The sequence below is a fragment of the Polaribacter ponticola genome (assembly GCF_026191475.2).
Taxonomy (GTDB): domain Bacteria; phylum Bacteroidota; class Bacteroidia; order Flavobacteriales; family Flavobacteriaceae; genus Polaribacter; species Polaribacter ponticola.
On sequence record NZ_JAOSLC020000002.1, the window covers coordinates 581,995 to 604,037 of the forward strand.

Sequence of the window (22,043 nt, forward strand, 5' to 3'; positions counted from 1 at the left end):
AAAAAAGCCATCAATTTAGATGGCTTTTTTATTACACAGTTTTTTCCTTTTTTAGAAGTATAAGTAACCAAAATAAAATAGCAACTCCAATTAATGCAAATATTGTAATCATGTTCCAAGTGAATTCAAAACCATATTTATCTACCATTTGCATACCAGCGTTATGACTAAATATATGTGATAATGAAAAAGCTATTGCATACAACGCCATATATTCACCTTGATTTCCTTTTTGTGCTCTTTCTACAGCAAATGCATTCGAAAAAGGGAAAGCAATCATTTCTCCTATTGTCATAAACAACATTCCTATTATTAAAATTCCTAACCAAGAAGATATATTTAAAACAACAAAACTAACAGCTACTAAAAACAACCCGATAGCAATTAACTTAATTTTTGAATTCTTAGAATCTTCTAACCATTTTATCAATGGCATTTCGAATAAAAAAATAAAGAAGCCATTAAAGCCCATTAACAACCCAATATCTAATTCCGATAATAATCGAACGTCTTTGTAATACAATGGCATCGTAGAAAAATATTGTAAAAACACAAATCCGAATATAAACATGGCAACAAAAAACACCCAAAATGCTTTATCTGAATAAGCAGATACAGGGTTTTCTACTTTTACTTCATCTTGTATTTTTGCTTTCTTCGGATGCAATACTTGCAATAACAAAACAGCTGCTAAAACACAAGTAACGCCATCCATCCAGAATAAACCATTGTATCCAATACCTGTAATAATTAAACCACCAACTGCAGGACCTGCTGAAAAACCTAAGTTAATTGCAAGCCTTATTAAAGTTACAGAACGAGTTTTATTTTCTGGTTTACTATACGCACTTAAAGCTACAAACATTGCTGGTCTAAACGCATCTGCTACCAACATTACTAAGAATATTCCTGCGCAAAATCCTTGAAAAGTGGTTATAAATTGCAGTAAAACAAATAAAACACCTGTTAAAACTAAACTTACTAGCATTACTTTATAATAGCCAATTTTATCTGTTAACTTACCTCCTAACCATGTACCAACAACAGAACCTAAACCAAAGAAAGACATAATCCAACCAACATCTGATAATGTAAAATCTAAACTTTTAGTAAGATATAATGATAAAAACGGAATTACCATTGTACCTGCTCTATTAATAAGTGTAATTAACGATAACCACCAAACCTCTTTAGATAAACCTCTAAAAGTATTGATATAATTGTGAAATAAGTTTTTCATTTTTACTAATTAATTTCTATTACAAATTATTATTTGCAATTATTATAAAATAAAAAAGTCCGACTTTGAAGTCGGACTTTTTTATTTGTTTTATTTAATATTGATAATATCAAAACATATATATAGACCGATTGTTTCGTGAAATCCACGATTTTTGGGTTAAATATGTAATGACAGTTTTCATTTTGTTTTTATTTGAAGGTATAAAACTACATAAAATATTTGAATGTTGTATTTTTATAGGATGAATTTTAAAAAAAGAATCTTTTATGCAGTTGTTATTCTGTTAATCCTTTTTATTTCTAATATTTTTATATCTACAGGATATTTTAGAACAATTGAAAATAAATTTGATGGTAAGATTGTTAAAAAAATAAATATTGTTGGCGCAGAAGATATTATGATAAGCAAGAAAGATAGTTTTGCAATCGTTTCTTCTACCGCAAGAAACAAAAGACCAAATACAGAACAAGAAATTGGTGGTTTGTATTTAATCGATTTAAAAAATGACAATTTCAAATCAATACATTTAACCAAAAATTTAAAAAAATCATTTGCTCCTCACGGAATTTCTATGTTTCAAGAAAAAGGTAAAACTACAATTGCAGCAATCAATCATACTTTAGAAGGCGAATTTATAGAAATTTTTACGCTTAAAGATGAACAACTAACACATCAAAGAACATTAAAAAACGAATTAATATTTAGTCCGAATGATATTGTTTTATTAGATGAAAAGCGTTTTTACTTTACAAACGACCATAAATACAAAGAAGGAATAGGAAGACTTGCAGAAGATTATTTAGGAATTGCAGCTTCAAATGTAATCTATTTTGATGGGGAAAAGTATCTAGAAGTTACAGACGAAATTGCTTACGCAAACGGAATTAATATTGACTCAAAAAGGAATTTAGTTTTTGTAGCATCACCAAGAAAATTTTTGGTAAAAGTGTATAAAAAAATAAAAATGGAACCCTTACATTTATAGAAGACATCGATTGTAAAACAGGTGTAGATAATATAGAATTTGATAAGGATAATAATTTATGGATTGGTGCTCACCCTAACTTAATGCATTTCGCTTCTTATGCAAAAGGTGATAAGAAAATAGCTCCGTCAGAAATTATAAAAATAAAATACACCAAAAAAGGAGATTATAAAATTGATCAAGTTTATATGGAAGATGGCACAAATATGTCTGCTTCTACAGTTGCTGCTCCTTTTGGAAATCTAATTTTAACAGGAAATGTAATGGACAATCATTTTCTTATTTTAGAAAAAAATTCTAACTAATTATATACTTTAGCAGTTATGAAAAAAATAAGTTTTGTTTTTGCTCTATTTCTTCTATTTACATCTTGTGGAAGCAGAAAATCATTCCAATCTTTTTTAACGATCATAAAAGTGATTTAGGGGTAACAGCTTTTCAAGTCCCTAATTTTATGAGAGCGTTATTAACAAATATTTCGCCAGAAATAAATGACTTATTTGGTAATGTTAGAGATTTTAAATTTATCACTTTTAAAGATATATCAATAGAAAAACAAACGCAGTTAATTTCTGAAATGAATTTAGTTACAAATAATAATTTTACAGATGTTTTAAGAACAAATACTGTAGAAAAAAGAAAAATTGTTTCGGTAAAAGAAGATGGCAATGTAGTTACACAAGCAATTATTTTTAATTCTACTTTAGCAAAAACTTCTGTATTTTATTTAAAAGGGCGTTTTAATCCTGATAAAATAAAGGAATTATCAAAAACAGATCAGTTCGAAAACTTGTCTTCTAAACTGATACAGAACTACCAATCTGCACCTTTAACTCCAGGATTTAACCCTAATTAATCATGAAAAAATTTATATTTCTTTTTTCTTAGCACTAATAATTTCTTGCAATTCGCAAGATAAACGTCCTGTAATTGGAGAAACCGAGTATCAGCAAGAACTTAATGCTAGTTATAAAGACGCTTCTAAATCGCCTTTAAAAAAGAAGGATTTAAAACAATTTAAAGGATTAGATTTCTTTCCTATAGATTCTACTTTTATAGTAAATGCAAAATTAACAAAAACAGAAAATGCACCTATTTTTGAGATGGCTACAACAACAGATAGAAAGCCATTATATAAAGAATACGGAATTTTAGAATTCAATATAAAAGGCACAAATTGTACGTTAACAATTTACCAAAGTCAGGCTGAAGCAGAAGACGAAAAATATAAAAACTATTTATTTTTACCTTTTACAGACGATACTTCTGGTGAAGATTCTTATGGTGGCGGGCGATATATGGATGTTTTTACTACAGATGAAAAACCCAACGGAACGATTGAATTAAACTTTAACAATACTTACAATCCGTATTGTGCTTACAACGAAAAATATTCTTGCCCATTAACACCAAGAAAAAATCATTTAGATATCGAAATTAAAGCTGGTGTTAAGGTTTTTAAGAAGCATTAATTTTAGAAGCTATTTCCTGCTTTACGTTCTATCTTTTTTCTCAAAAAAGGATGCCACTTCAATCAGGGCTAAGCTAATTTATAAATTATAGGCTTAAATATAAACACAATAGTTTGCAAACATATCTAGCCCTGATTGAACGACTTGTTTGAGCTCTTTTTTGAGATGCTGATTTTTATCAGCACGAAGAAAAAGCGAGTAGTGAAAGCAGGAAATAGCTTCAAAAAAGACTATGAATTCAACGAAATTTCAGCTTTTAAATCCAACTCAATCGCATTTTCTAAAGCTTCTAAATGTGGTTTTCTAACTTTTAATTTTGTTGCAGCGTGTGCTTTCTTATTCAGTTTAGTAAACATTTCTGCAACTTTAATTGCAGTAGGCAACAAATGTGTTTCCGGAACAATCACATCTAAAAAACCTGCTTTTAAAGCATCTTTAGAACTAAATATTTCTGCATTATTTACACTTCTATTTAAATAAACTTCAGATAGACGAGATTTTGCAATTGCAATACCAGCATTGTGCATTGTCATACCAATCATTACCTCGTTTAAACCAATTTTAAAATCGCCTTCTACACCAATTCTATAATCTGATGATAGCAACAAAAATGCTCCTTTTGCGATAGCATGACCGTTACAAGCAATAATAATTGGCTTCGAAAAAGACAACATTCTTAAAGACAGTTTTGAACCTTTAGTAACTAATTCTTTAGCAGATTCAGCTGATTTTGTCATCACTTTTAAATCGAATCCACCAGAAAAAATACCTGTTGTTCCTGTTAAAATTACAGTTTTATCGTCTTGTTCCGCCTTATCTAAACCAGCATTTAAACCAGCGATAACATCATGAGAAATTGCATTTGCCTTTCCGTTATTAATAGTTATTATAGCATAATTTTCTTCTGATTGGTAATTTACAAATTCGTTCATTGTTTATATTTTATTTACATCAACTTATTAGAAGTAGATTTTTAAGGTTACTTTTTTATATAAATTTTACTAAATAAATCCCTGCAAAAACCGCCAAAAATCCAACTACAAAACTTGCAATTGTATAAAAAGCGAAAGAAGTAAAGTCTCCAGATTTTAAAAAAACTTGATTTTCATATGCAAATGTAGAAAAGGTAGTAAATCCTCCACAAAAACCTGTTGCTAACAACAATGTATGGTTTTGATTAATTGCATCATTTTTAGCCACATAACCTAAAATTACACCTATTAAAAGACTTCCTAAAACATTAGCAACAAAAGTTCCTAATGGAAAATTCCCCTCTGAATTATTTAACCACTTACCAATTAAAAAGCGTAAAACACTACCAAAACCTCCTCCAATAAAAACAAATAGTAAGTTTTTCATTATAGCTTTATATCTTCAGCATCTCTCCAATTTTTCTTTTGAGTAACTGTTCCTTTATTTAAAATCATAATTCCAGGATTTGCTCTAATCATCGTTTTTAAAGTTGTTTCATCACAAAATAAAAACTCAAAAGGAAGTTTAAATTTTTTCTCGGTTAATTCAATAATATCAGAAAAAGAAGCTGAGACACCATATACTCTATAGCCTTTTTTTATAGCTCTATCTGCTAATTTTTTAACCTCTGTAAACCCCTCAAAATCAGAGCCGTTTAAATTATATGCAATTACTAACATTACTTTTTTCATCTTAAAAATCTCTGGTGCTAAATCATTTTGAGAATTTTCTAAAACAAAATCGTGAACAGGAGGCATTTCTCCATCATCTTTATACTCCATCCCTTTAGGTATACTTTTACCAATAGCGTAAGCTCTAAAATCTACAATAGGTAAATGAACTAAAACATAATAGGTAACAAAAGCAGATAAAACTAAAGACCAGAAAGTAATTTTACCTGGCAACCAAGTTGTTGTAATTGGTTTTATAAGTTTAGTTTTATAACTTAGAAAAACAATTAAAACAGTAAGTATAACATCCTTATAAAAAGAGGTCCAAGGTGTTAGTTTTAAAAAATCTCCAAAACAACCACAATCTGTAACTTTATTATAATATGCAGAATACCAAGTTAAAAATAGAAAAAGTAATATTGTAACCAATAAACTTCTAACTGTAAATTTTGCGCGCCAACCAACCAATAATGCAACGCCTAAAACTATTTCTGCAATAATTAGAAATATTGCAAAGGGTAAAGCAAACGGAATTAAAAACTCCATATTTAAAACACCGTCAGAAAAATATTCTTCAAACTTGTATTTAGAGCCAATTGGGTCTACCAGTTTTACAAAACCAGAAAATATAAATAAGGCTCCTACTATTATTCTTACTAATTGGACTAGTATTTTCATAAAATAAATTTTAAACTTCTCAATGCAAATTTTCTTTTAAATAAAAAAGATCGCTTAGTTCCTCGCAATTACGATTTCTAACCTTGTACTCTACTACTTTACAACTTTAAGACTTTGCAACTCTAACACATTTTTTATCCTAAATGAATCATTGCAAAAACTGCATAATTAATCATGTCTTGGTAATTAGCATCAATACCTTCAGAAACTAGTGTTTTCCCCTTGTTGTCCTCAATTTGTTTAACTCTTAATAATTTTTGTAAAATTAAATCTGTTAAGCTAGAAACACGCATTTCTCTCCAAGCTTCACCATAGTCATGATTTTTATTTAACATTAACTCTTTAGTTATTTTACTATGCTTATCATATAAAAGTGCTGCTTGTTCAGTTGTTAAATCCGGATTATCTACAACACCAAGTTCTAACTGAATTAGCGCCATTATCGAATAATTAATAATTCCAATAAATTCAGATTTTTCTCCTTCATCTACTTTTCTTACATCATTTTCTTGTAACTGACGAATTCTTTGCGCTTTTATAAAAATTTGATCAGTTAAAGAAGACAAACGTAAAATTCGCCAAGCAGAACCGTAATCAGACATTTTTTTGATGAATAAACTTCTGCAACCTTTAATTACAGCATCATATTGTTTGGATGTATCTTGCATTTTTATGTAAAAAGTATTTGCGTAAAAATAGTAAATCTTAAATCCAATTCATTTATTTTTACAATGAATTTATCAACCGTTAATTTACTTAAGAATGAAAAGAATTGTAGTTTTTTGTGGATCTAGTTTAGGATATAATTCTATATACAAAGATGCCGCCATAGAACTTAGTAATTATTTTGTAAAAAAATATTGGATTGGTTTATGGTGGTGGAAAAATAGGAATGATGGGTGTTTTATCTGATACAGTTCTTGCTCAAAATGGCGAAGTTATTGGTGTAATTCCTAAATTACTGGAAAAAGAAGAGGTTGTGCATTCTGGAGTTGAAGAAATGATTGTTTGTAAAAACATGAGCGAACGCAAGGTAATTATGAGTAAATTGGTTGATGGCTATATTACGCTTCCGGGAGGTTTTGGAACTTTAGATGAACTTTTTGAAGCTCTTACTTTAAATCAATTACATATAGAGCAAAAACCAATTGGTATCTTAAATGTAAATGGTTTTTTTAATGCTATTTTAGTACAATTAGATAAAATGGTTGAAGAAGGCTATTTAAAACAAACCAATAGAGAAATGCTAATTGTTGGAAATTCTGTTAATGATTTAATGCAAAAAATGAATGCTTACAAAGCTCCAAAAATAAGCCATGTAATTAATAAAGTAGTAAGATAAAATGACAATAAATTGTAAAGGCTCCTTAATAGATTTGTCATCTCCAAAAGTAATGGGAATTTTAAATATTACTCCAGATTCCTTTTTTGATGGTGGAAAGTATAAGAATGAAAATGCTATTCTTAATCAAGTTGAAAAAATGCTTTTAGAAGGAGCTACTTTTATAGATGTTGGAGCTTATTCTTCTAGACCTGGAGCAAAACATATTTCTGAAACAGAAGAATTACAAAGAATTATTCCTGTTATTGATTTACTAATAAAAAACTTTCCAGAAATTATTATTTCTGTAGATACTTTTAGAAGTAAAATTGCCTATGAAAGCGTTAAGTCTGGAGCAGCAATTATCAATGATATTTCTGGTGGAAAAATGGATGATAAAATGTTTGAAACTGTTTCTAAATTACAGGTTCCGTATATTTTAATGCACATGTTAGGCACTCCACAAAACATGCAATTAAATCCTGTTTATAAAAATGCAACAGAAGAAATTATCTCCTTTTTTGCAGCACAAATTTTTAAATTACATCAACTAAAATTAAACGATGTTATTATAGATGTTGGTTTTGGTTTTGGAAAAACTATCAATCATAATTTTGAAATTTTAAAAAACTTATCGCTTTTTAAAAACCTAGATACTCCTATTCTAGCAGGAATTTCCAGAAAATCGATGCTATACAAAACCTTAGATATTTCTGCACAAGAAGCCTTAAACGCAACCACTTCTGCTAATACAATCGCCCTTTTAAATGGTGCAAATATACTTAGAGTTCACGATGTAAAAGAAGCAGTAGAAACCGTGAAAATTGTGAAGCAAGTTCTCTAAACAATTACTAAAGTTAAGATTTAACTCCCTTTTTTTAAGAAGCTATTTCCTGCTTTTCGCTATATCTTTTTGTAAAAACAAAAAGGATGTCGCTTCAATCAGGGCTAAACCTATTTGCAAATTAGTTGCATAAAATAGAAGCCCTTTTTTATTAAAAATTTACAGTAATATCTTCACCAAATACAATTTCTTATCAAACAGTAAAATCACTTTACTATTTATAATAACAATATATTATTAAAATTTTGTGGCACTCTTTTTGTTAAAGTTATGTTAACGCCAAAAATCTACCTAGACAAACTTTAAACATTCCTTTCAAAATATTTTGAAATAAAAAACCATTTATTAACTTTAAAACTAGGTATTATGAGTAGAAAAGACACACCAGAAATTAATGCTGGTTCAATGGCAGACATCGCATTTTTATTATTAATCTTCTTTTTAGTAACCACAACTATGGATACAGATTCCGGAATTATTAGAAAAATTCCTAAAAAAGAAAAAAATTACAGATAATATCCTCATCAAAGAAAAAAACATTTTAGAAGTAAACATTAATCTAAAAAATGAATTATTTGTTGATGGAGAAGTTATTCTATTAAACGATTTAAAAAAGGTAGCCATCGATTTTATAGATAACGGAGTCGGTGTTGATAAAAACAAACAACCTTGTAATTGGTGTAACGGAAAGAAATTAGAAACATCTTCAGATCATCCTTCTAAAGCTTTTATATCTATTAAAGCAAACAGAAATACAAATTACGAAACTTATATTTCTGTTTTAGACAATTTAAATAGTGCATACACCCATTTACGAAATAAGTTATCTGTAGATGTATACAATCAAAATTATACAAGTTTATTAGATGAGTTTAAAAATTCGAATAACAAAAACAAGCAGATTGAAGCTAAAATTAAAATAATTCGTGAAAAATATCCACTCTTACTTTCAGATTCAGAAATAAAAAACTGATATTGTACACACAAAATTTATTAGTACTTTTACCTCAAATCATTCAATTTTAAATGCTAGATTTTATTCCTTTTTCAATTTTAGATGTGCTAGATATTTTGCTAGTTGCTACACTACTCTACTACATTTATAAATTATTAAAAGGTACTGTTGCTATTAATATTTTTATTGGAATTGCATTTATTTTCCTAATCTGGAAAATTACACAAGCCCTAAAAATGGAAATGTTAAGTGGTATTTTAGGCTATTTACTTTCTGGAGGTGTAATTGCTCTTATTATTGTGTTTCAGCAAGAAATTAGAAAGTTTTTATTAATGATTGGTACTACAAACTTTTCATCTAAAAAAGGTTTTTTAAATCAACTAAAGTTTTTACAATCAGAAATTAGCTCGGAAATAGATACCGAGAAAATAATAAGAGCATGTAGTAATATGTCCAAAACTAAAACTGGTGCTCTTATTGTTATTGAAAGAACTAATGGTTTAGACTTTTTAATAAACAATGGCGATGCTATGAATGCGCTTGTAAACGAAGTTATATTAGAAAGTATCTTTTTTAAAAATAGCCCTTTGCATGATGGTGCAACTATTATTAGAGATAATTTTGTAGTTGCTACACGTGTAGTTTTGCCCATATCCGATAGCACAAAAATACCCGCAAGATTTGGATTAAGACATAGAGCTGCAATTGGTGTTAGTGAAAAAACTGATGCAGTCTGTTTATTAGTTTCTGAAGAAACAGGAGAAATATCATATATAAAAGATGGCGGTTTTGTTTTGCACTCAACAATAGACGAATTAAACGAAAAACTTAAAAACGATTTGGCTTCATAAAAAAAAGGTTCTCTAAACGAGAACCTTTTTAATATTAAATAAAATGTAATTCCTTATTTAGAAGGAGCCATTTTAGATTGAATTTGACTTAATACACTTTTAAATTTAGCTTTAGATGAATCATCTAAACCTGCAACTAAACTTTTTCCTTGTGCTAATAATTCAGCTCCTTTTTTTACTAAAGCTGGTTTCTTTAAAACATCACCTTTAGCAGCAATATAATCTTTTGCATACGTTGCGTAAGATTGTAAGTGCTCAGTAACTTTTGGATTATCAAAACTAGGGATAGAAATACCTTCTAAAGCAGATGCAACCATATCAGAAACTTCTTTTTTAGCTTCTTCTACTTTAGTTACTACATCTGTTTTAACTTCTTCGATTTCTGTTACAACTTCTGTTTTAACTCCATCTTTAGCTTTTTCAGCTTCCTTTTTTTCTCCTTTACAAGATGTTGCTAATAATGCACCAACAACCAATACTGATAATACGATTTTTTTCATTTTTGTTTTGTTTTAGATTGAAACGTAAAGGTATATCAATATATATGATATTTTATCTTTTTAGAGAAAAAACGACAAAAATATCCATCGAAGTAAACTTACCTTAAAAAAGATAAAACACTGATAATAAAAATTTTAAGAAGCCTTATCTAAGCTAAATTGCTTATCATATAAATTTTTGTAGTAACCATTTTCTTTTTCTAGTAATTCTAAATGAGAACCTTCTTCTACTATAAAACCTTTATCCATAACAATAATTTTATCAGCCTGTTTTATAGTTGCTAATCTATGTGCGATTACTATTGATGTTCTATTTTTGGTAATAGTTTCAGTTGCAAACTGTATCATTTGTTCTGCATAAGCATCTACAGAAGAAGTTGCTTCATCTAAAATTAAAATACTTGGTTTACTAACATACGCTCGTAAAAAAGCAATTAATTGTCTTTGACCAGAAGATAACATAGCTCCTCTTTCTTTTACGTTGTAATGATAACCATTAGGAAGTGTCATTATAAAATCGTGAATTCCTATTTGTTTTGCTGCTTCTTCTACTTCTTTTAATGAGATATTCTCATTTTTTAAAGTGATGTTATTTAAAATAGAATCTGAGAATAAAAAGACATCTTGAAGTACAATAGCAACTTGATTTCTTAAATTTTCTAAATCATATTCATTTACAGAAACTCCATCAACAGAAATCGTACCACTATCTATTTCGTAAAAACGATTTATTAAGTTTATGATTGTTGACTTTCCTGCTCCGGTTGCCCCAACAATTGCTATTGTTTGTCCGCTTTTAACATCTAAAGAAATCCCTTTTAGAACTTCTTCTCCTTTAATGTAACTAAACCTTACCTCTTTAAAACTGATATCTCCCTTTAACTTATCTGCTTTAACTATACCACTTTTAGCAATACTACTTTCTGTATCTATTACTTTAAAAACACGCTCACCAGCAACAATTCCCATTTGAAGCTGATTAAATTTATCTGCAATTTGCCTTAAAGGTCTAAACAACATTTGTGCAAATTGAATAAACCCCATAATCATACCCACAGAAATTCCAGAATTCTGAATAGCTTGTCCGCCACCAAACCAAACAATTAATCCAATACCAATAGAAGATAAAATTTCTGCAATAGGGAAGAATACAGAATAATACCAAATTGTTTTTACATGGGCTTTTTTGTGCTTGTCATTTATTTCTTTAAAATTTTCATATTCAATACTTTCCCGATTAAACAATTGTACAATTTTCATACCAGTAACTCTTTCTTGCACAAAACCATTTAAGTTTGCAACTTGGTTTCTAACCTCTTGAAAAGTAGCCTTTATTGCAACTTGAAAAAGTTTAGTAGCATATACTAATATTGGTAAAATTGTTAAGGTTATTAATGCCAACTTCCAATTTAAAATTAGCATAACTACAGTTACTGCAAACATTTTAAGAATATCACTTAAAATTGTAAAAACACCATTGCTAAAAAAGCTGCAATTGTTTCTATATCAGAAACTACTCTTGTAACTAATTTACCAACAGAATTATTATCAAAATAAGACATTTTAAATTGTAAAATATGCCTGAATATTTTTGCTCTAATATCTCTAATAATATGTTGGCCAACCCAATTTGCATAATAAATAAAAATAAATTGCAGTGCTACTTCAACAAACAAAACACCAAGCATTAATAAAGTATAGTTTAACAAACCTGCTTTGTCTTTAGATAATATATAATCATCTACAGTATTTATTAAAATATAAGGTGATAACACAGAAAATAATGCTAATAATATTGTAGACGATGCTGCTATAAAAAAGTACAAACGATATCGTTTAGCAAAAGACATTAATCTTGAGAAAATTTTAATATCAAAAGCGTTTCCTGTTTTTTCTGCCAAAATTTAATATTTTATTTGTGTTAAAAATAAGCCCTTTGCTGGTACAGATAATCCTGCATTACCTCTATTCTTACTTTCTATTATTTCTCTAAAACCATCAACAGTAATTTTACCTAAACCAACATCTAACAAAGTACCTACAATTGCTCTTACCATATTTCTAAGAAATCTATTTGCAGAAATATGAAATATCAATTCATTACCCTTAGATTCCCAATATGCTTCTGTAACATCACAATTAAAAGTGTAAACATCGGTTTTAACTTTAGAAAAAGTTTGAAAATCTGTATACTCTAACAATAATTTTGCTGCTTCATTCATTAACTGAATATCAGGTTTTTGAGAATGAATTTGCCATGTAAAGTCTAATAAAAAAGGATTTCTTCCCATCCAAATTTTATACTCATAACTTCTTGAAATAGCATCAAATCTAACATGCTTTTCACTATCAACCAAAAAAACTTTGTAAACAGTAATATCGTTAGGTAAAATTGAATTTAATTTAAAAACCAAATCTCCTTTTAATACTTTATCTACATCAAAATGAGCAAACATTTGTGAAGCATGGACACCTGTATCTGTTCTTCCTGCTCCAACTACTTGAATATTTACTTGAGTAATTGTACTTATAGCTATGTTTAGTTTTTCTTGTACAGAAATAACATCTGGCTGAATTTGCCAACCATGATAATTTTTACCGTTATAAGAAAGCTCTATAAAATATCTCAAGAATATATGTTTTTGAAGACCTCAAAATTACGGAATTTATTTTGTTATCCTTACTTTTGAGACTCTAAGAGACGTTAAACTTTTCTTACAGTTTTGAAATGAAAAAAATTTTACTTTTATCGGACACACATAGTTACATCGATGATCAAATTTTAAAGTTTGTAAAACAAGCTGATGAAGTTTGGCACGCAGGCGATATTGGTGATTTAAATGTGACTGACACAATAAAAAAACTAAAACCTTTAAGATGTGTTTATGGAAACATTGATAATGCAGATGCTAGATCTGAATTTCCTTTAGATAATAAATTTTTAGTAGAAAATGTTTCCATTTGGATAACACATATTGGTGGTTATCCTAACAAATACAATTTAAGAATTAGAGAAAATATTACTAAAAACCCTCCAAAAATATTTATTTCTGGTCATTCTCATATTCTTAAAGTTCAGTTTGACAAAAAACTGAACCTATTACACCTAAACCCAGGAGCAGCAGGCAATCATGGATTTCATAAAGTTAGAACTATGTTACGATTTGAATTAGAAAAAGGAGAAATAAAAAATTTAGAAATTATTGAACTAGCTCAGAGAGGATAATCTCTTCTTTTTCTTTTATTGGGATCTCTACTTTAATATGAGTACCTTTTCCTTTATAAGAGGTTATTTTAAATTGACCTTTCATCATCTGTATTCTAGCTTCAATTTGATTAATTCCTAAACCATCTTTGTTATCTATTTTAGATTCGTCAAAACCAATTCCGTCATCAGTAATTTGAATTACAATTTTACCATCTAACTCCTTTATTTTAATAACAGCTTTTTTAGCTTTACTATGTTTTAAAATATTATTAGTTAATTCTTGAATAATATTATGAACTTTAATTTCAAAATTTTGATGATATCTCCTCAAGTTTTCAATTTCAGCTTCTATTACTAAATCTGAATTTGAATATTTTTCTGCAATATCTTTTGTTGCAAAATTTAAACCGAATTTTAACAATACAGATGAAACTAAAGTATGAGATAAATCTCTAATTTTCTTAGACGCTTCGTTTATAATTTTTTGAGTTTTATCAATCTCAACCGGAACTCCATTATCAAACTGTTTTCTTGTAGCTTGCAAATGTAAATTAGCAGATGATAACATTGCACTTACGCTGTCGTGTAAAACTTCTGCAATCTCTTTTCTCTCAGATTCTTTCCCATTTAAAGTAGCATCCAAAACTCTTGCTTGAGATTCTGATTTTAATTTATCTAAATTTTGATTTTGTTTTAACTCAGTCTGAGTTAATTTTAATTGTAAACTTTTTTGTCTTAAAATATAATAACCTATAACAATTATCATAGAAATTAAAAGGAATATCCCAATAACTATAATACTCCTGTTTTTATCTTTCTCTTGTAAAATTCTAACTTTTTGTTTTTCTTCTAAAAGTTTTTTCTCAGTATCAAAATCATACTCATGCGATAATTCGGCTATAATACTTCTAAATTCTTTTTCCCGAATAGTATCTTGTATGTTATAAGATTTTTCTTGATAATCATAAGATTTATAATCTTTAAGATTACGCATTGCCCATGCTAAATTATAATACAAACTAGCTTTGGTTCTATTAGCAGAAGGATCATCGTTATTTTTTATTAAATCTAGTGCTTCTAAATATAAATTCTTAGCTTTTTTGTATTCTTTTTGAGATAAAAATATATTACCCAAATTATTGATTGCTTTAGCTAATCCTATATTTTTATTTAGTTTTTTATGAATTACAATAGCTTTCTTAACATAACTTTCTGCTTTATCAAAAATCGAATCTTTTTCATAAATACCAGATAAATTACTAAAAACAACCGCTTTCATCCCCTCAACTTCAATACTCAGTTCGGGTAAGTTTTCTACTTTTTCATAATAATGCTTTGCACTATCTGTATAGTATAATCTATTATTTTCATTTTCAGCAATAGAGAGTTTTTGATAGGAACTACCTATTCTTAATAACGTTTTTGCATAATTAGAATCTGAGAATTTTACCCTATCATCTTCTAAAACCGAAATCTTAATTAATTCTAAAGATTTTTTATAAAACTCTAAAGATTTTTTATTTTTATTTGTTCTATTATAAATACTTGCTATTAAAAATGAAGTTTTAAAAGACCAAAAACTCACATTATTATCTTTACAGAAATCGTAAAATATAAAAGCTTTCTCTAAAGCTTTTACATAATTCTGTTGTTTATATAATTTATCAATTACTAAAAACTTCTTAACGTATAAGCTATCATTATGTTGCAACAAAAAAGAAACCTTATCATTTAAGGTTTCTTTTTTGTTTACATTAACTGCATTAATCTGATATAAATTAAAACAAATAATAATTAATATTATTTTTTTCATTTGCAATAAAAAATTGGCTAAAATTAGTTATTAATAGTCTTCACCATCATCTACTATAACTCTAGGCTTTCTTACTACAACTGCAGCAGCTTTAGCATTAGAATTATTTGAATGATTTACAAAATCAATTTTCAATAGTTTTCCTTCTTCTTTCTCTAAAGTTCTAGAAAAATTATTCTTTGAAGATTTACCTTTATCTAAATGAATTTCGTGTGTTGCTAATTCTTCATTATAAACAAAATCAACTGCTACTTTATCATTAACATTAAAATCTAAATCAAAAGTTCCATCCTCATTTTTAGAAATAGAATATTCATTTAAGAATTTTTTATTCTTGCCTGATTTATTTGAAAACTTAATATTGTCATCAAATACAGTAATAGTAGGTACTTTATTACTGTTCTCACTTATAAATTCTACTTTAAAATTCTCTTCTTTAAACCATAAATCTGAAGCAGAATTTATTTTATCTCCTTTAACATTTTTAGATTTTGATAAATAAAATTCATTTGAACTTTCATCAGAATTTTTTAACACATCTACTACAACATCACTATTTACATTTAAAGCGACAGAGTATGCTCCTGTAGCATCTCTTTTTAATTCATACGTTTTAAGTAACTCTGTACTTTGTCCTTCTTGTAAAATTACTTCTTCCGTAGAACAAGATGTAAAACCTAAAGTGAATAATACTACGGCAATTAGAGTGTTAATTTTTTTCATTTTTTTAGTTTGTTTTAATTACTAATATACTTTTATTAAAATAGTTGGGGAAATTTATAATTGTCTCAAGGGATTTAATTTAAAATATTAAAAAGGGGATTTATACTATTTTGTTTTTAACTGCATATACAGCTAAACCAACTGAGTTTTTTACTTTTAATTTTCTTAATAAATTTTTTCTATGCGTTTCTACAGTACTAAGCCCTAAATTTAATTTGTCTGCAATTTCAGGAGAATTGTGTTGTTTTGATATCAATTTTAAAACATCTAACTCTCTATCTGTTAAAGTTTCTTTTAAAAACTTATCTGGAGCATCACCAATTGGTACATGTTGGCCAGCAAAAGTTTTTACAAGAATATTTTGAATATCGCTACTAAAATACTGTTCACCATTTGCAACTGCCTTAATAGCATCTACAATATGCTCTCCTGCATTATTTTTAGTAATATATCCATTACAACCTAAACTTAACATTTCTTGCACAATCTTTATATCATCATAACTAGAAAGTATAATAACGTTTTGTCTGATACCAACTTTATTAAAGTGTTTTAAAACTTCAAAACCGTCTAGAACTGGCATAGTAATATCTAATATTAACACATCTGCCTTATTTCCTTTCTTTTCAAACCAATCTATTACCTCTTTTCCTGTTAAAGAATAATCTCTGATTTCAATGTCTTTGTCTGTATTTATTACAGCTATAATCCCTTCGATTAATATCTTATGATCATCAGCTACGTGAACGTATATCTTTTTTTCATTACTTACATTACAAATTTAAACTAGTTTAAAGGATCCTACAATCCCTATTTATGATGAAATTTTCACCTCCCCAAAAACAGGGAGAAGCCTCCCCTTTTTTAGGGAGATGAAATATCTAAACATCTGAATTACAGTTGTTTAAATTTATGATTTTTTTAAAATATTTTAAGCATATAAAGTTAAGAATAAAATGAGAAAATTAAAATTATTCTTAAAAACAAAAAACCGAGAATAATTTCTCGGTTTTTATTTCGCACTAAATATACTATTTGTTAGTTTTATCGAATTCTATCTGCAGATTTCACAAGATCTTCATCCTTTTTTATAGCTTTATTTGCCAAAACAACAAGCAAAATAACCAAAATTGGAATAAACATCCCAATACCTTTCTCAGAAACCATAGTTTCTCCAGATAATGTTAGAGATAAATAAATCAATAATCCTAATAAAAAAAGATTGATCAGAATTATAATACGTCCTATTACAAATTGAAGCTTTCTATTTTTAAATAAAAATATAGTTACTAAAGCTAAAATTGATGACGCTATGAACATAAGAGGTATTACCTTAAAAGTAATTAACTCTTCCGAAAACAAATCTAAAACAAAAATTTGTTCTTTTAAAGTATTCCATAAATTAAATACAAAAATTAAACCTCCAGAAACTGCAGCGGCTAAAATTAAATAAATAGTTTGTATTCTTTGTATCATAAGTAAATTATAGAATCACAAAAGTAAAACTTCTTTTTCAAAAAGAAAACTACAAAGTAAAAAAAAGCATATATTTGTAATACAATAACCACACTAGTAATATTGTATAGTACTATATACAATAGTTAAAACTCAAAATTATAATTTTTAAAGAATCTTAAAAAATTAAGATTTCATATAACTTAACAATAACATAAATGTTCGAAATATCTGAACTAAAAGCAAAAACTCTTGTAGACCTTCAAGTAATTGCAAAATCTATTGGACTTACTAAAACAAGTCAATTAAAAAAGTTAGACTTAGTATACCAAATACTAGACACTCAAGCGGCTAGTCCTTCTTCAATTAAAAAAGAAGTTGTTAAAGAAAAACAGGTGAAAGCTGAGAAGCCAAAAAGGAAAAGAGTTGTAAAAAAAGCTCAACCTATAGAAACTAAAAAAGAAACAGCTGAAATTGAGGAAAAAGCACCTGTAAAAGAAATAACTATAGATAAGGTTGAAATAGAAAAACCTATAGTTAGAAAACCTACACCTAGAAAAGAAGTTCTTAAAGCTAAAGAAGCTAAAGAAGCTAAAGAAGCTAAATCTAATTTAACTGAAACTTCTAAAACTAAAGAAGGTGCAAAAGAGGTTAAAACTGATAACAAAGATAGTAAGGAAACAAAACCTACTCAAAATCAGCAAAACAAGAATAAAAATAATACCTCTCAAAAAAATCAGCACAATAACAAAAATCGAAATAAAGACAATAGAGATAAAAATAACTCTAACAGAAATAATGGAAACAAATCTGGAAACAGATATAAAGATCCAGACTTTGAGTTTGATGGTATTATAGAAAGTGAAGGTGTATTAGAAATGATGCCTGATGGTTACGGTTTTTTACGCTCTTCTGATTACAACTACTTATCTTCTCCAGATGATATTTATGTATCTCAATCTCAAATTAAGTTATTTGGGTTAAAAACTGGTGATACTGTAAGAGGTAATGTTCGTCCTCCAAAAGAAGGTGAGAAATACTTTCCTTTAATTAGAGTTTCTAAGATTAATGGATTAAATCCTAACTTAGTTAGAGATCGTGTTTCATTTGAACACTTAACACCATTATTTCCGCAAGAAAAATTTAATTTAGCTGAGAAAGGTAGCTCTTTATCTACTAGAATTATAGATTTATTTTCTCCAATAGGAAAAGGTCAAAGAGGAATGATTGTTGCGCAGCCAAAAACTGGTAAAACCATGTTACTAAAAGATGTGGCTAATGCAATAGCAGCTAATCACCCAGAGGTTTATCAAATTGTTTTATTGATAGATGAACGTCCTGAAGAGGTTACTGACATGAAGCGTAACGTACGCGGAGAGGTTGTCGCTTCAACTTTTGATGAACCAGCAGACAAACATGTAAAAGTTGCTAATATCGTTCTTGAAAAAGCAAAACGATTAGTAGAATGCGGGCATGATGTTGTTATTCTATTAGATTCTATCACACGTTTGGCTAGAGCATATAATACTGTGGCTCCAGCTTCTGGTAAGATTTTGTCTGGTGGTATAGATGCAAATGCATTACATAAGCCAAAAGATTTTTTGGAGCTGCAAGAAATATTGAAAATGGAGGTTCATTAACAATTATAGCTACTGCTCTTACAGAAACTGGTTCTAAAATGGATGAAGTAATTTTCGAAGAATTTAAAGGAACTGGTAATATGGAATTACAATTAGATAGAAATATTTCTAATAGACGTATTTATCCTGCAATAGATTTAATTAAATCTTCTACTAGAAGAGATGATTTACTTTTAGACGCTAAAACAGTTCAAAGAATGTGGGTATTACGTAAGTATCTTGCAGACATGAACCCTATTGAAGCTATGGAATTTATAAATGATAGAATTAAGTTCTCTAAAAACAATGATGAGTTTCTTATTTCAATGAATGGCTAAATAAAATCAATTATTAAAGTAAAAAACACCTTTTTGAGAAATCGAAAAGGTATTTTTTATTTATAATAACTATAGATTGGTTGGTTGACATAAAATTTATATTAATTGATTTAACCACATTAATACATATTCATAAATACTTTATTATTAATAAGGACAGCAGAAAAAATAAATATATAAACAAAAAAATCCGTTCAAATAATTTGAACGGATTTTATATGATAAATAATACGTCTAAAACTTTAGTTAGCTACATACATGTTTGCTCTATTATCTTCAATTTTAGTAGCTTTCTTTATAGCTTCATAAACTTTAAATGTAGAGTTTTTTCTTGATTCAGAAATTCTTTTTCTGTTAGCTTCATAATTAGGTAAAGCAGTTGGTAACTCCTTCTTAGTTACTTTAAAAGCAAATACACCTTTAGCTCCTTCTAGCCCACTATATACCTTATTAATTTCTGCATTATACATAGCGCCTATTATTTTAGGCTCAGTTCCAACACCTGAAAGAACAGAAGTTTTTAAAGAAACATTACTGCTACTTCTAACCGATACACTATTATCTTTAGCTATATCTCCTAAAGTTGCTCCATTAAATTTTTCTAAAAGTAAAGCCGCTTTCTTTTTATTCATTAAAATAGGTCTTACTTGTCCAGTAGCATTCTTAACTGGCATTAAACCTTTAGGTGTACTTCCTTTTACTATAGCAACAACATGGCTTCCTTCTAAATCGAAACGCTTAAATGTTCCAACTTTAGAATCTTTTCCAAACGCCCAACTTACAATCTGTCTTTCAGATCCTAATCCAGGTACATTTTCATCTAATACTTTTAAACCTACAACAGGTTTAGTAATGTATTTGTTTTCTCTAGCAACATCAAAATAATTTTTTCCTTTAGAAATTTCTAAAGCAAATTGTTCTGCATTTCTATAAACATTATTTTCAGTAGTTTCCGAGGCTACAATTTTTCTAGAATAAGTAGCTAATTTTAATACTTTTTGTATGTTCTTTTGATCTGTAATCTTAACTACATGAAAACCAAATGGGGTTTTAACAACTTGAGTAGTTCCCTTTTTATTAGTAAAAGCAAAATCTCTAAAAGCTGGCGTCATTCTCGTATAATTAAACCAGTCTAATTCTCCACCTTTATCTGAGTTTGATTTATCTGAAGAAAACTTTTTGCTAAAGCTGAAAATTTTCTATCACTTCTTTTAACAACTTTTAAAATACTATCTGCTAATTTCTTAGCTTCTTCTTCAGTTCTTGTTATATCAGAACCAACTCTTTGTCCGCCAACATAAGGAATTAAAATATGATTCGCTTTTACAGAATCTGGCATTGAGACAACATCTGTAATTTTAGAAAGCTTGAAGTATCCTTTGTCTTTATATGGACCAACTATTTCATTTTTGTTTCCGGCAAAAATTCTATCTGCATTTTCTTGATTAACAAAGTTTTTATACTGGAATTCGTTATTCAAACCTAAATCAGATCCATTTTCAGATAAAAAGATACTATTATCAGTAGCTTTTTCAAAATCAGCTATTAAAGAAGCAACATCTTTTTTAATAGCTTCTTCATCTTGAGAAGTAGCAACAATATTAAATTTAACGTAAGAAATATCTCTAGATGCTTCTACTTTAAAGTCTGCTTTATTATTATTTATATAATCTTGAATTTCAGACTTACTAATGTTTACTAAGCTATCTGCAATAGTAGTGTAAGGCACATAAACAAATTGAGAATATAATTTAGTATTATCAATTAAATGTTCATTTTCTCCTTCTTTTAAAGAAGCGCCTAATCCAGCAGCAACTAAATTATTAAAAGTAGTTCTCTCTGCATTATCTCTAATCTGATTCATGTAATTAGACCATTGAGACCACAATGCTGTACTATTTTCTTTTTCATTAGCTAAAAATTGCTTGAATTTACCTTCATCAAACAAACCCGCTTCATTTTGATATTCTGGATTACTTTGTACAAATGATGCATTTACTATTTGTTGCCAAACATCTGCTTCACCAATTGTTATACCAGCTTCATCTAATTGTTTTTTGTAAATCTTCTTTCTAACGATATTATCCCAAACAGTTTTAGCAGCTTGCATTTCAGATACATTACTTCCTGCTTGCTGTTTATATGAATCTAACTCACTTGCAAATTCTTGTCTAGAAATAGCTTCTCCATCAATTTCTCCTATTTCATTTATTTTGCTTGAGTTGAAAAAATCACCAAGTGTAGATGGATCTAATACAAAAGCAAAAAGTGCTAATCCAATAATTATAATTAAGAACATTGAGCGTTCTCTAATTTTTGATAAAACTGCCATACTTATTTATTTATTTTCAGTTGGCGAATATACGATTTTTGGTTTTAATATTACAACCCATTT

The 22,043-nt window shown here is 28.1% G+C and carries 23 protein-coding genes and 2 pseudogenes; 11 read left to right on the forward strand and 14 right to left on the reverse strand.

Going from position 1 to position 22,043, the window contains the following annotated elements; translation table 11 throughout:
• Positions 1-31: 31 nt before the first annotated feature.
• The gene (locus tag N5A56_RS03105) at positions 32-1,240 is read right to left on the reverse strand and encodes an MDR family MFS transporter (protein WP_265726645.1); all 1,209 of its coding nucleotides are present in this window, start codon (positions 1,238-1,240) and stop codon (positions 32-34) included.
• Positions 1,241-1,484: 244 nt separating this feature from the next.
• Between N5A56_RS03105 and N5A56_RS03110 the strand changes: the two genes are divergently transcribed.
• The 4 genes from N5A56_RS03110 to N5A56_RS03125 all read left to right on the forward strand — a co-directional run bounded on the left by N5A56_RS03110 (position 1,485) and on the right by N5A56_RS03125 (position 3,700).
• On the forward strand, positions 1,485-2,228 hold the full coding sequence (locus tag N5A56_RS03110) for a hypothetical protein (protein ID WP_274270170.1): 744 nt from the start codon (positions 1,485-1,487) through the stop codon (positions 2,226-2,228).
• A gap of 83 nt (positions 2,229-2,311) precedes the next feature.
• Positions 2,312-2,533: a hypothetical protein gene (locus N5A56_RS03115; RefSeq protein ID WP_274270171.1), complete on the forward strand. Its 222-nt coding sequence runs from the start codon at positions 2,312-2,314 to the stop codon at positions 2,531-2,533.
• Between the two features lie 65 nt (positions 2,534-2,598).
• Positions 2,599-3,084 carry a DUF4252 domain-containing protein gene (locus N5A56_RS03120; protein WP_274270172.1) on the forward strand — a complete coding sequence of 162 codons (486 nt, stop codon included), beginning with the start codon at positions 2,599-2,601 and terminating at the stop codon, positions 3,082-3,084.
• Between the two features lie 199 nt (positions 3,085-3,283).
• Positions 3,284-3,700, forward strand: coding sequence for a DUF1684 domain-containing protein (locus N5A56_RS03125; RefSeq protein ID WP_420793187.1), 417 nt, complete (start codon positions 3,284-3,286; stop codon positions 3,698-3,700).
• A gap of 230 nt (positions 3,701-3,930) precedes the next feature.
• On the opposite strand, the gene N5A56_RS03130 is transcribed toward N5A56_RS03125, so the two are convergent.
• The 4 genes from N5A56_RS03130 to N5A56_RS03145 all read right to left on the reverse strand — a co-directional run bounded on the left by N5A56_RS03130 (position 3,931) and on the right by N5A56_RS03145 (position 6,689).
• The gene (locus N5A56_RS03130) at positions 3,931-4,632 is read right to left on the reverse strand and encodes a crotonase/enoyl-CoA hydratase family protein (protein ID WP_265726642.1); all 702 of its coding nucleotides are present in this window, start codon (positions 4,630-4,632) and stop codon (positions 3,931-3,933) included.
• Between the two features lie 55 nt (positions 4,633-4,687).
• The gene (gene crcB, locus N5A56_RS03135) at positions 4,688-5,059 is read right to left on the reverse strand and encodes a fluoride efflux transporter CrcB (RefSeq protein ID WP_265726641.1); all 372 of its coding nucleotides are present in this window, start codon (positions 5,057-5,059) and stop codon (positions 4,688-4,690) included.
• Positions 5,059-6,021: a DoxX family protein gene (locus N5A56_RS03140; protein WP_265726640.1), complete on the reverse strand. Its 963-nt coding sequence runs from the start codon at positions 6,019-6,021 to the stop codon at positions 5,059-5,061. Before N5A56_RS03140 ends, crcB begins: the two co-directional genes overlap by 1 nt.
• 134 nt (positions 6,022-6,155) lie before the next feature.
• On the reverse strand, positions 6,156-6,689 hold the full coding sequence (locus tag N5A56_RS03145; protein ID WP_265726639.1) for a DUF1599 domain-containing protein: 534 nt from the start codon (positions 6,687-6,689) through the stop codon (positions 6,156-6,158).
• 197 nt (positions 6,690-6,886) lie between these two features.
• Between N5A56_RS03145 and N5A56_RS03150 the strand changes: the two genes are divergently transcribed.
• The 4 genes from N5A56_RS03150 (at position 6,887) to cdaA (ending at position 9,992) form a co-directional block, all read left to right on the forward strand.
• A complete protein-coding gene (locus N5A56_RS03150) occupies positions 6,887-7,363 on the forward strand; it encodes an LOG family protein (RefSeq protein WP_274270173.1) in 477 nt (158 codons plus the stop codon).
• 1 nt (position 7,364) lies between these two features.
• Positions 7,365-8,186 (forward strand): dihydropteroate synthase, encoded by an 822-nt coding sequence (gene folP, locus N5A56_RS03155; protein WP_265726637.1) that lies wholly within the window; start codon positions 7,365-7,367, stop codon positions 8,184-8,186.
• A 366-nt stretch (positions 8,187-8,552) separates the two neighbouring features.
• Positions 8,553-8,702, forward strand: coding sequence for an ExbD/TolR family protein (locus N5A56_RS03160; protein ID WP_265726636.1), 150 nt, complete (start codon positions 8,553-8,555; stop codon positions 8,700-8,702).
• 510 nt (positions 8,703-9,212) lie between these two features.
• On the forward strand, positions 9,213-9,992 hold the full coding sequence (cdaA, locus tag N5A56_RS03165; RefSeq protein ID WP_265726635.1) for a diadenylate cyclase CdaA: 780 nt from the start codon (positions 9,213-9,215) through the stop codon (positions 9,990-9,992).
• 53 nt (positions 9,993-10,045) lie between these two features.
• On the opposite strand, the gene N5A56_RS03170 is transcribed toward cdaA, so the two are convergent.
• From N5A56_RS03170 to truA, 4 genes and pseudogenes are all read right to left on the reverse strand, one after another.
• On the reverse strand, positions 10,046-10,492 hold the full coding sequence (locus N5A56_RS03170; RefSeq protein ID WP_265726634.1) for a hypothetical protein: 447 nt from the start codon (positions 10,490-10,492) through the stop codon (positions 10,046-10,048).
• Positions 10,493-10,627: 135 nt separating this feature from the next.
• Positions 10,628-11,542, reverse strand: a complete 915-nt coding sequence (locus N5A56_RS17670; protein WP_420793188.1) for an ABC transporter ATP-binding protein — start codon at positions 11,540-11,542, stop codon at positions 10,628-10,630.
• Between the two features lie 12 nt (positions 11,543-11,554).
• Positions 11,555-12,342, reverse strand: a pseudogene (locus N5A56_RS17675) (ABC transporter transmembrane domain-containing protein); the annotation flags it as partial.
• A gap of 54 nt (positions 12,343-12,396) precedes the next feature.
• Positions 12,397-13,122 carry a tRNA pseudouridine(38-40) synthase TruA gene (gene truA, locus N5A56_RS03180; RefSeq protein WP_265726633.1) on the reverse strand — a complete coding sequence of 242 codons (726 nt, stop codon included), beginning with the start codon at positions 13,120-13,122 and terminating at the stop codon, positions 12,397-12,399.
• Positions 13,123-13,220: 98 nt separating this feature from the next.
• Here truA and N5A56_RS03185 point away from each other — a divergent pair, with 98 nt between their 5' ends.
• Complete coding sequence (locus tag N5A56_RS03185) at positions 13,221-13,718, forward strand: metallophosphoesterase family protein (protein WP_265726632.1); 498 nt, start codon at positions 13,221-13,223, stop codon at positions 13,716-13,718.
• On the opposite strand, the gene N5A56_RS03190 is transcribed toward N5A56_RS03185, so the two are convergent.
• The 4 genes from N5A56_RS03190 to N5A56_RS03205 all read right to left on the reverse strand — a co-directional run bounded on the left by N5A56_RS03190 (position 13,693) and on the right by N5A56_RS03205 (position 17,712).
• A complete protein-coding gene (locus N5A56_RS03190) occupies positions 13,693-15,513 on the reverse strand; it encodes a tetratricopeptide repeat-containing sensor histidine kinase (RefSeq protein WP_265726631.1) in 1,821 nt (606 codons plus the stop codon). The two genes, N5A56_RS03185 and N5A56_RS03190, sit on opposite strands and share 26 nt — an antisense overlap.
• A 30-nt stretch (positions 15,514-15,543) precedes the next feature.
• Positions 15,544-16,236: a hypothetical protein gene (locus N5A56_RS03195; protein ID WP_265726630.1), complete on the reverse strand. Its 693-nt coding sequence runs from the start codon at positions 16,234-16,236 to the stop codon at positions 15,544-15,546.
• Positions 16,237-16,336: 100 nt separating this feature from the next.
• A complete protein-coding gene (locus N5A56_RS03200; protein ID WP_337994759.1) occupies positions 16,337-17,017 on the reverse strand; it encodes a response regulator transcription factor in 681 nt (226 codons plus the stop codon).
• 263 nt (positions 17,018-17,280) lie between these two features.
• Complete coding sequence (locus N5A56_RS03205; protein ID WP_265726629.1) at positions 17,281-17,712, reverse strand: DUF4293 domain-containing protein; 432 nt, start codon at positions 17,710-17,712, stop codon at positions 17,281-17,283.
• A 197-nt stretch (positions 17,713-17,909) separates the two neighbouring features.
• Between N5A56_RS03205 and rho the strand changes: the two genes are divergently transcribed.
• Entirely contained in the window at positions 17,910-19,331 is a 1,422-nt protein-coding gene (rho, locus tag N5A56_RS03210; RefSeq protein ID WP_420793182.1) for a transcription termination factor Rho, read from the forward strand.
• Positions 19,332-19,369: 38 nt separating this feature from the next.
• Complete coding sequence (locus N5A56_RS17680; RefSeq protein WP_420793183.1) at positions 19,370-19,648, forward strand: hypothetical protein; 279 nt, start codon at positions 19,370-19,372, stop codon at positions 19,646-19,648.
• Positions 19,649-19,890: 242 nt separating this feature from the next.
• Here N5A56_RS17680 and N5A56_RS17685 read toward each other — a convergent pair.
• Positions 19,891-21,980 (reverse strand): annotated as a pseudogene (locus tag N5A56_RS17685) (peptidylprolyl isomerase).
• Between the last annotated feature and the right edge of the window lie 63 nt (positions 21,981-22,043).

Coding starts and splice junctions, on each gene's coding strand:
- rho (WP_420793182.1), top strand. CDS start 17,910: ATGTTCGAAATATCTGAACTAAAAGCAAAAACTCTTGTAGACCTTCAA.
- crcB (WP_265726641.1), bottom strand. CDS start 5,059: ATGAAAAACTTACTATTTGTTTTTATTGGAGGAGGTTTTGGTAGTGTT.
- N5A56_RS03110 (WP_274270170.1), top strand. CDS start 1,485: ATGAATTTTAAAAAAAGAATCTTTTATGCAGTTGTTATTCTGTTAATC.
- N5A56_RS03190 (WP_265726631.1), bottom strand. CDS start 15,513: ATGAAAAAAATAATATTAATTATTATTTGTTTTAATTTATATCAGATT.
- N5A56_RS03195 (WP_265726630.1), bottom strand. CDS start 16,236: ATGAAAAAAATTAACACTCTAATTGCCGTAGTATTATTCACTTTAGGT.
- N5A56_RS03170 (WP_265726634.1), bottom strand. CDS start 10,492: ATGAAAAAAATCGTATTATCAGTATTGGTTGTTGGTGCATTATTAGCA.
- N5A56_RS03105 (WP_265726645.1), bottom strand. CDS start 1,240: ATGAAAAACTTATTTCACAATTATATCAATACTTTTAGAGGTTTATCT.
- N5A56_RS17670 (WP_420793188.1), bottom strand. CDS start 11,542: ATGATTATGGGGTTTATTCAATTTGCACAAATGTTGTTTAGACCTTTA.
- N5A56_RS03140 (WP_265726640.1), bottom strand. CDS start 6,021: ATGAAAATACTAGTCCAATTAGTAAGAATAATAGTAGGAGCCTTATTT.
- N5A56_RS17680 (WP_420793183.1), top strand. CDS start 19,370: ATGGATGAAGTAATTTTCGAAGAATTTAAAGGAACTGGTAATATGGAA.
- N5A56_RS03145 (WP_265726639.1), bottom strand. CDS start 6,689: ATGCAAGATACATCCAAACAATATGATGCTGTAATTAAAGGTTGCAGA.
- N5A56_RS03205 (WP_265726629.1), bottom strand. CDS start 17,712: ATGATACAAAGAATACAAACTATTTATTTAATTTTAGCCGCTGCAGTT.
- N5A56_RS03185 (WP_265726632.1), top strand. CDS start 13,221: ATGAAAAAAATTTTACTTTTATCGGACACACATAGTTACATCGATGAT.
- N5A56_RS03130 (WP_265726642.1), bottom strand. CDS start 4,632: ATGAACGAATTTGTAAATTACCAATCAGAAGAAAATTATGCTATAATA.
- N5A56_RS03160 (WP_265726636.1), top strand. CDS start 8,553: ATGAGTAGAAAAGACACACCAGAAATTAATGCTGGTTCAATGGCAGAC.
- N5A56_RS03115 (WP_274270171.1), top strand. CDS start 2,312: ATGCATTTCGCTTCTTATGCAAAAGGTGATAAGAAAATAGCTCCGTCA.
- folP (WP_265726637.1), top strand. CDS start 7,365: ATGACAATAAATTGTAAAGGCTCCTTAATAGATTTGTCATCTCCAAAA.
- cdaA (WP_265726635.1), top strand. CDS start 9,213: ATGCTAGATTTTATTCCTTTTTCAATTTTAGATGTGCTAGATATTTTG.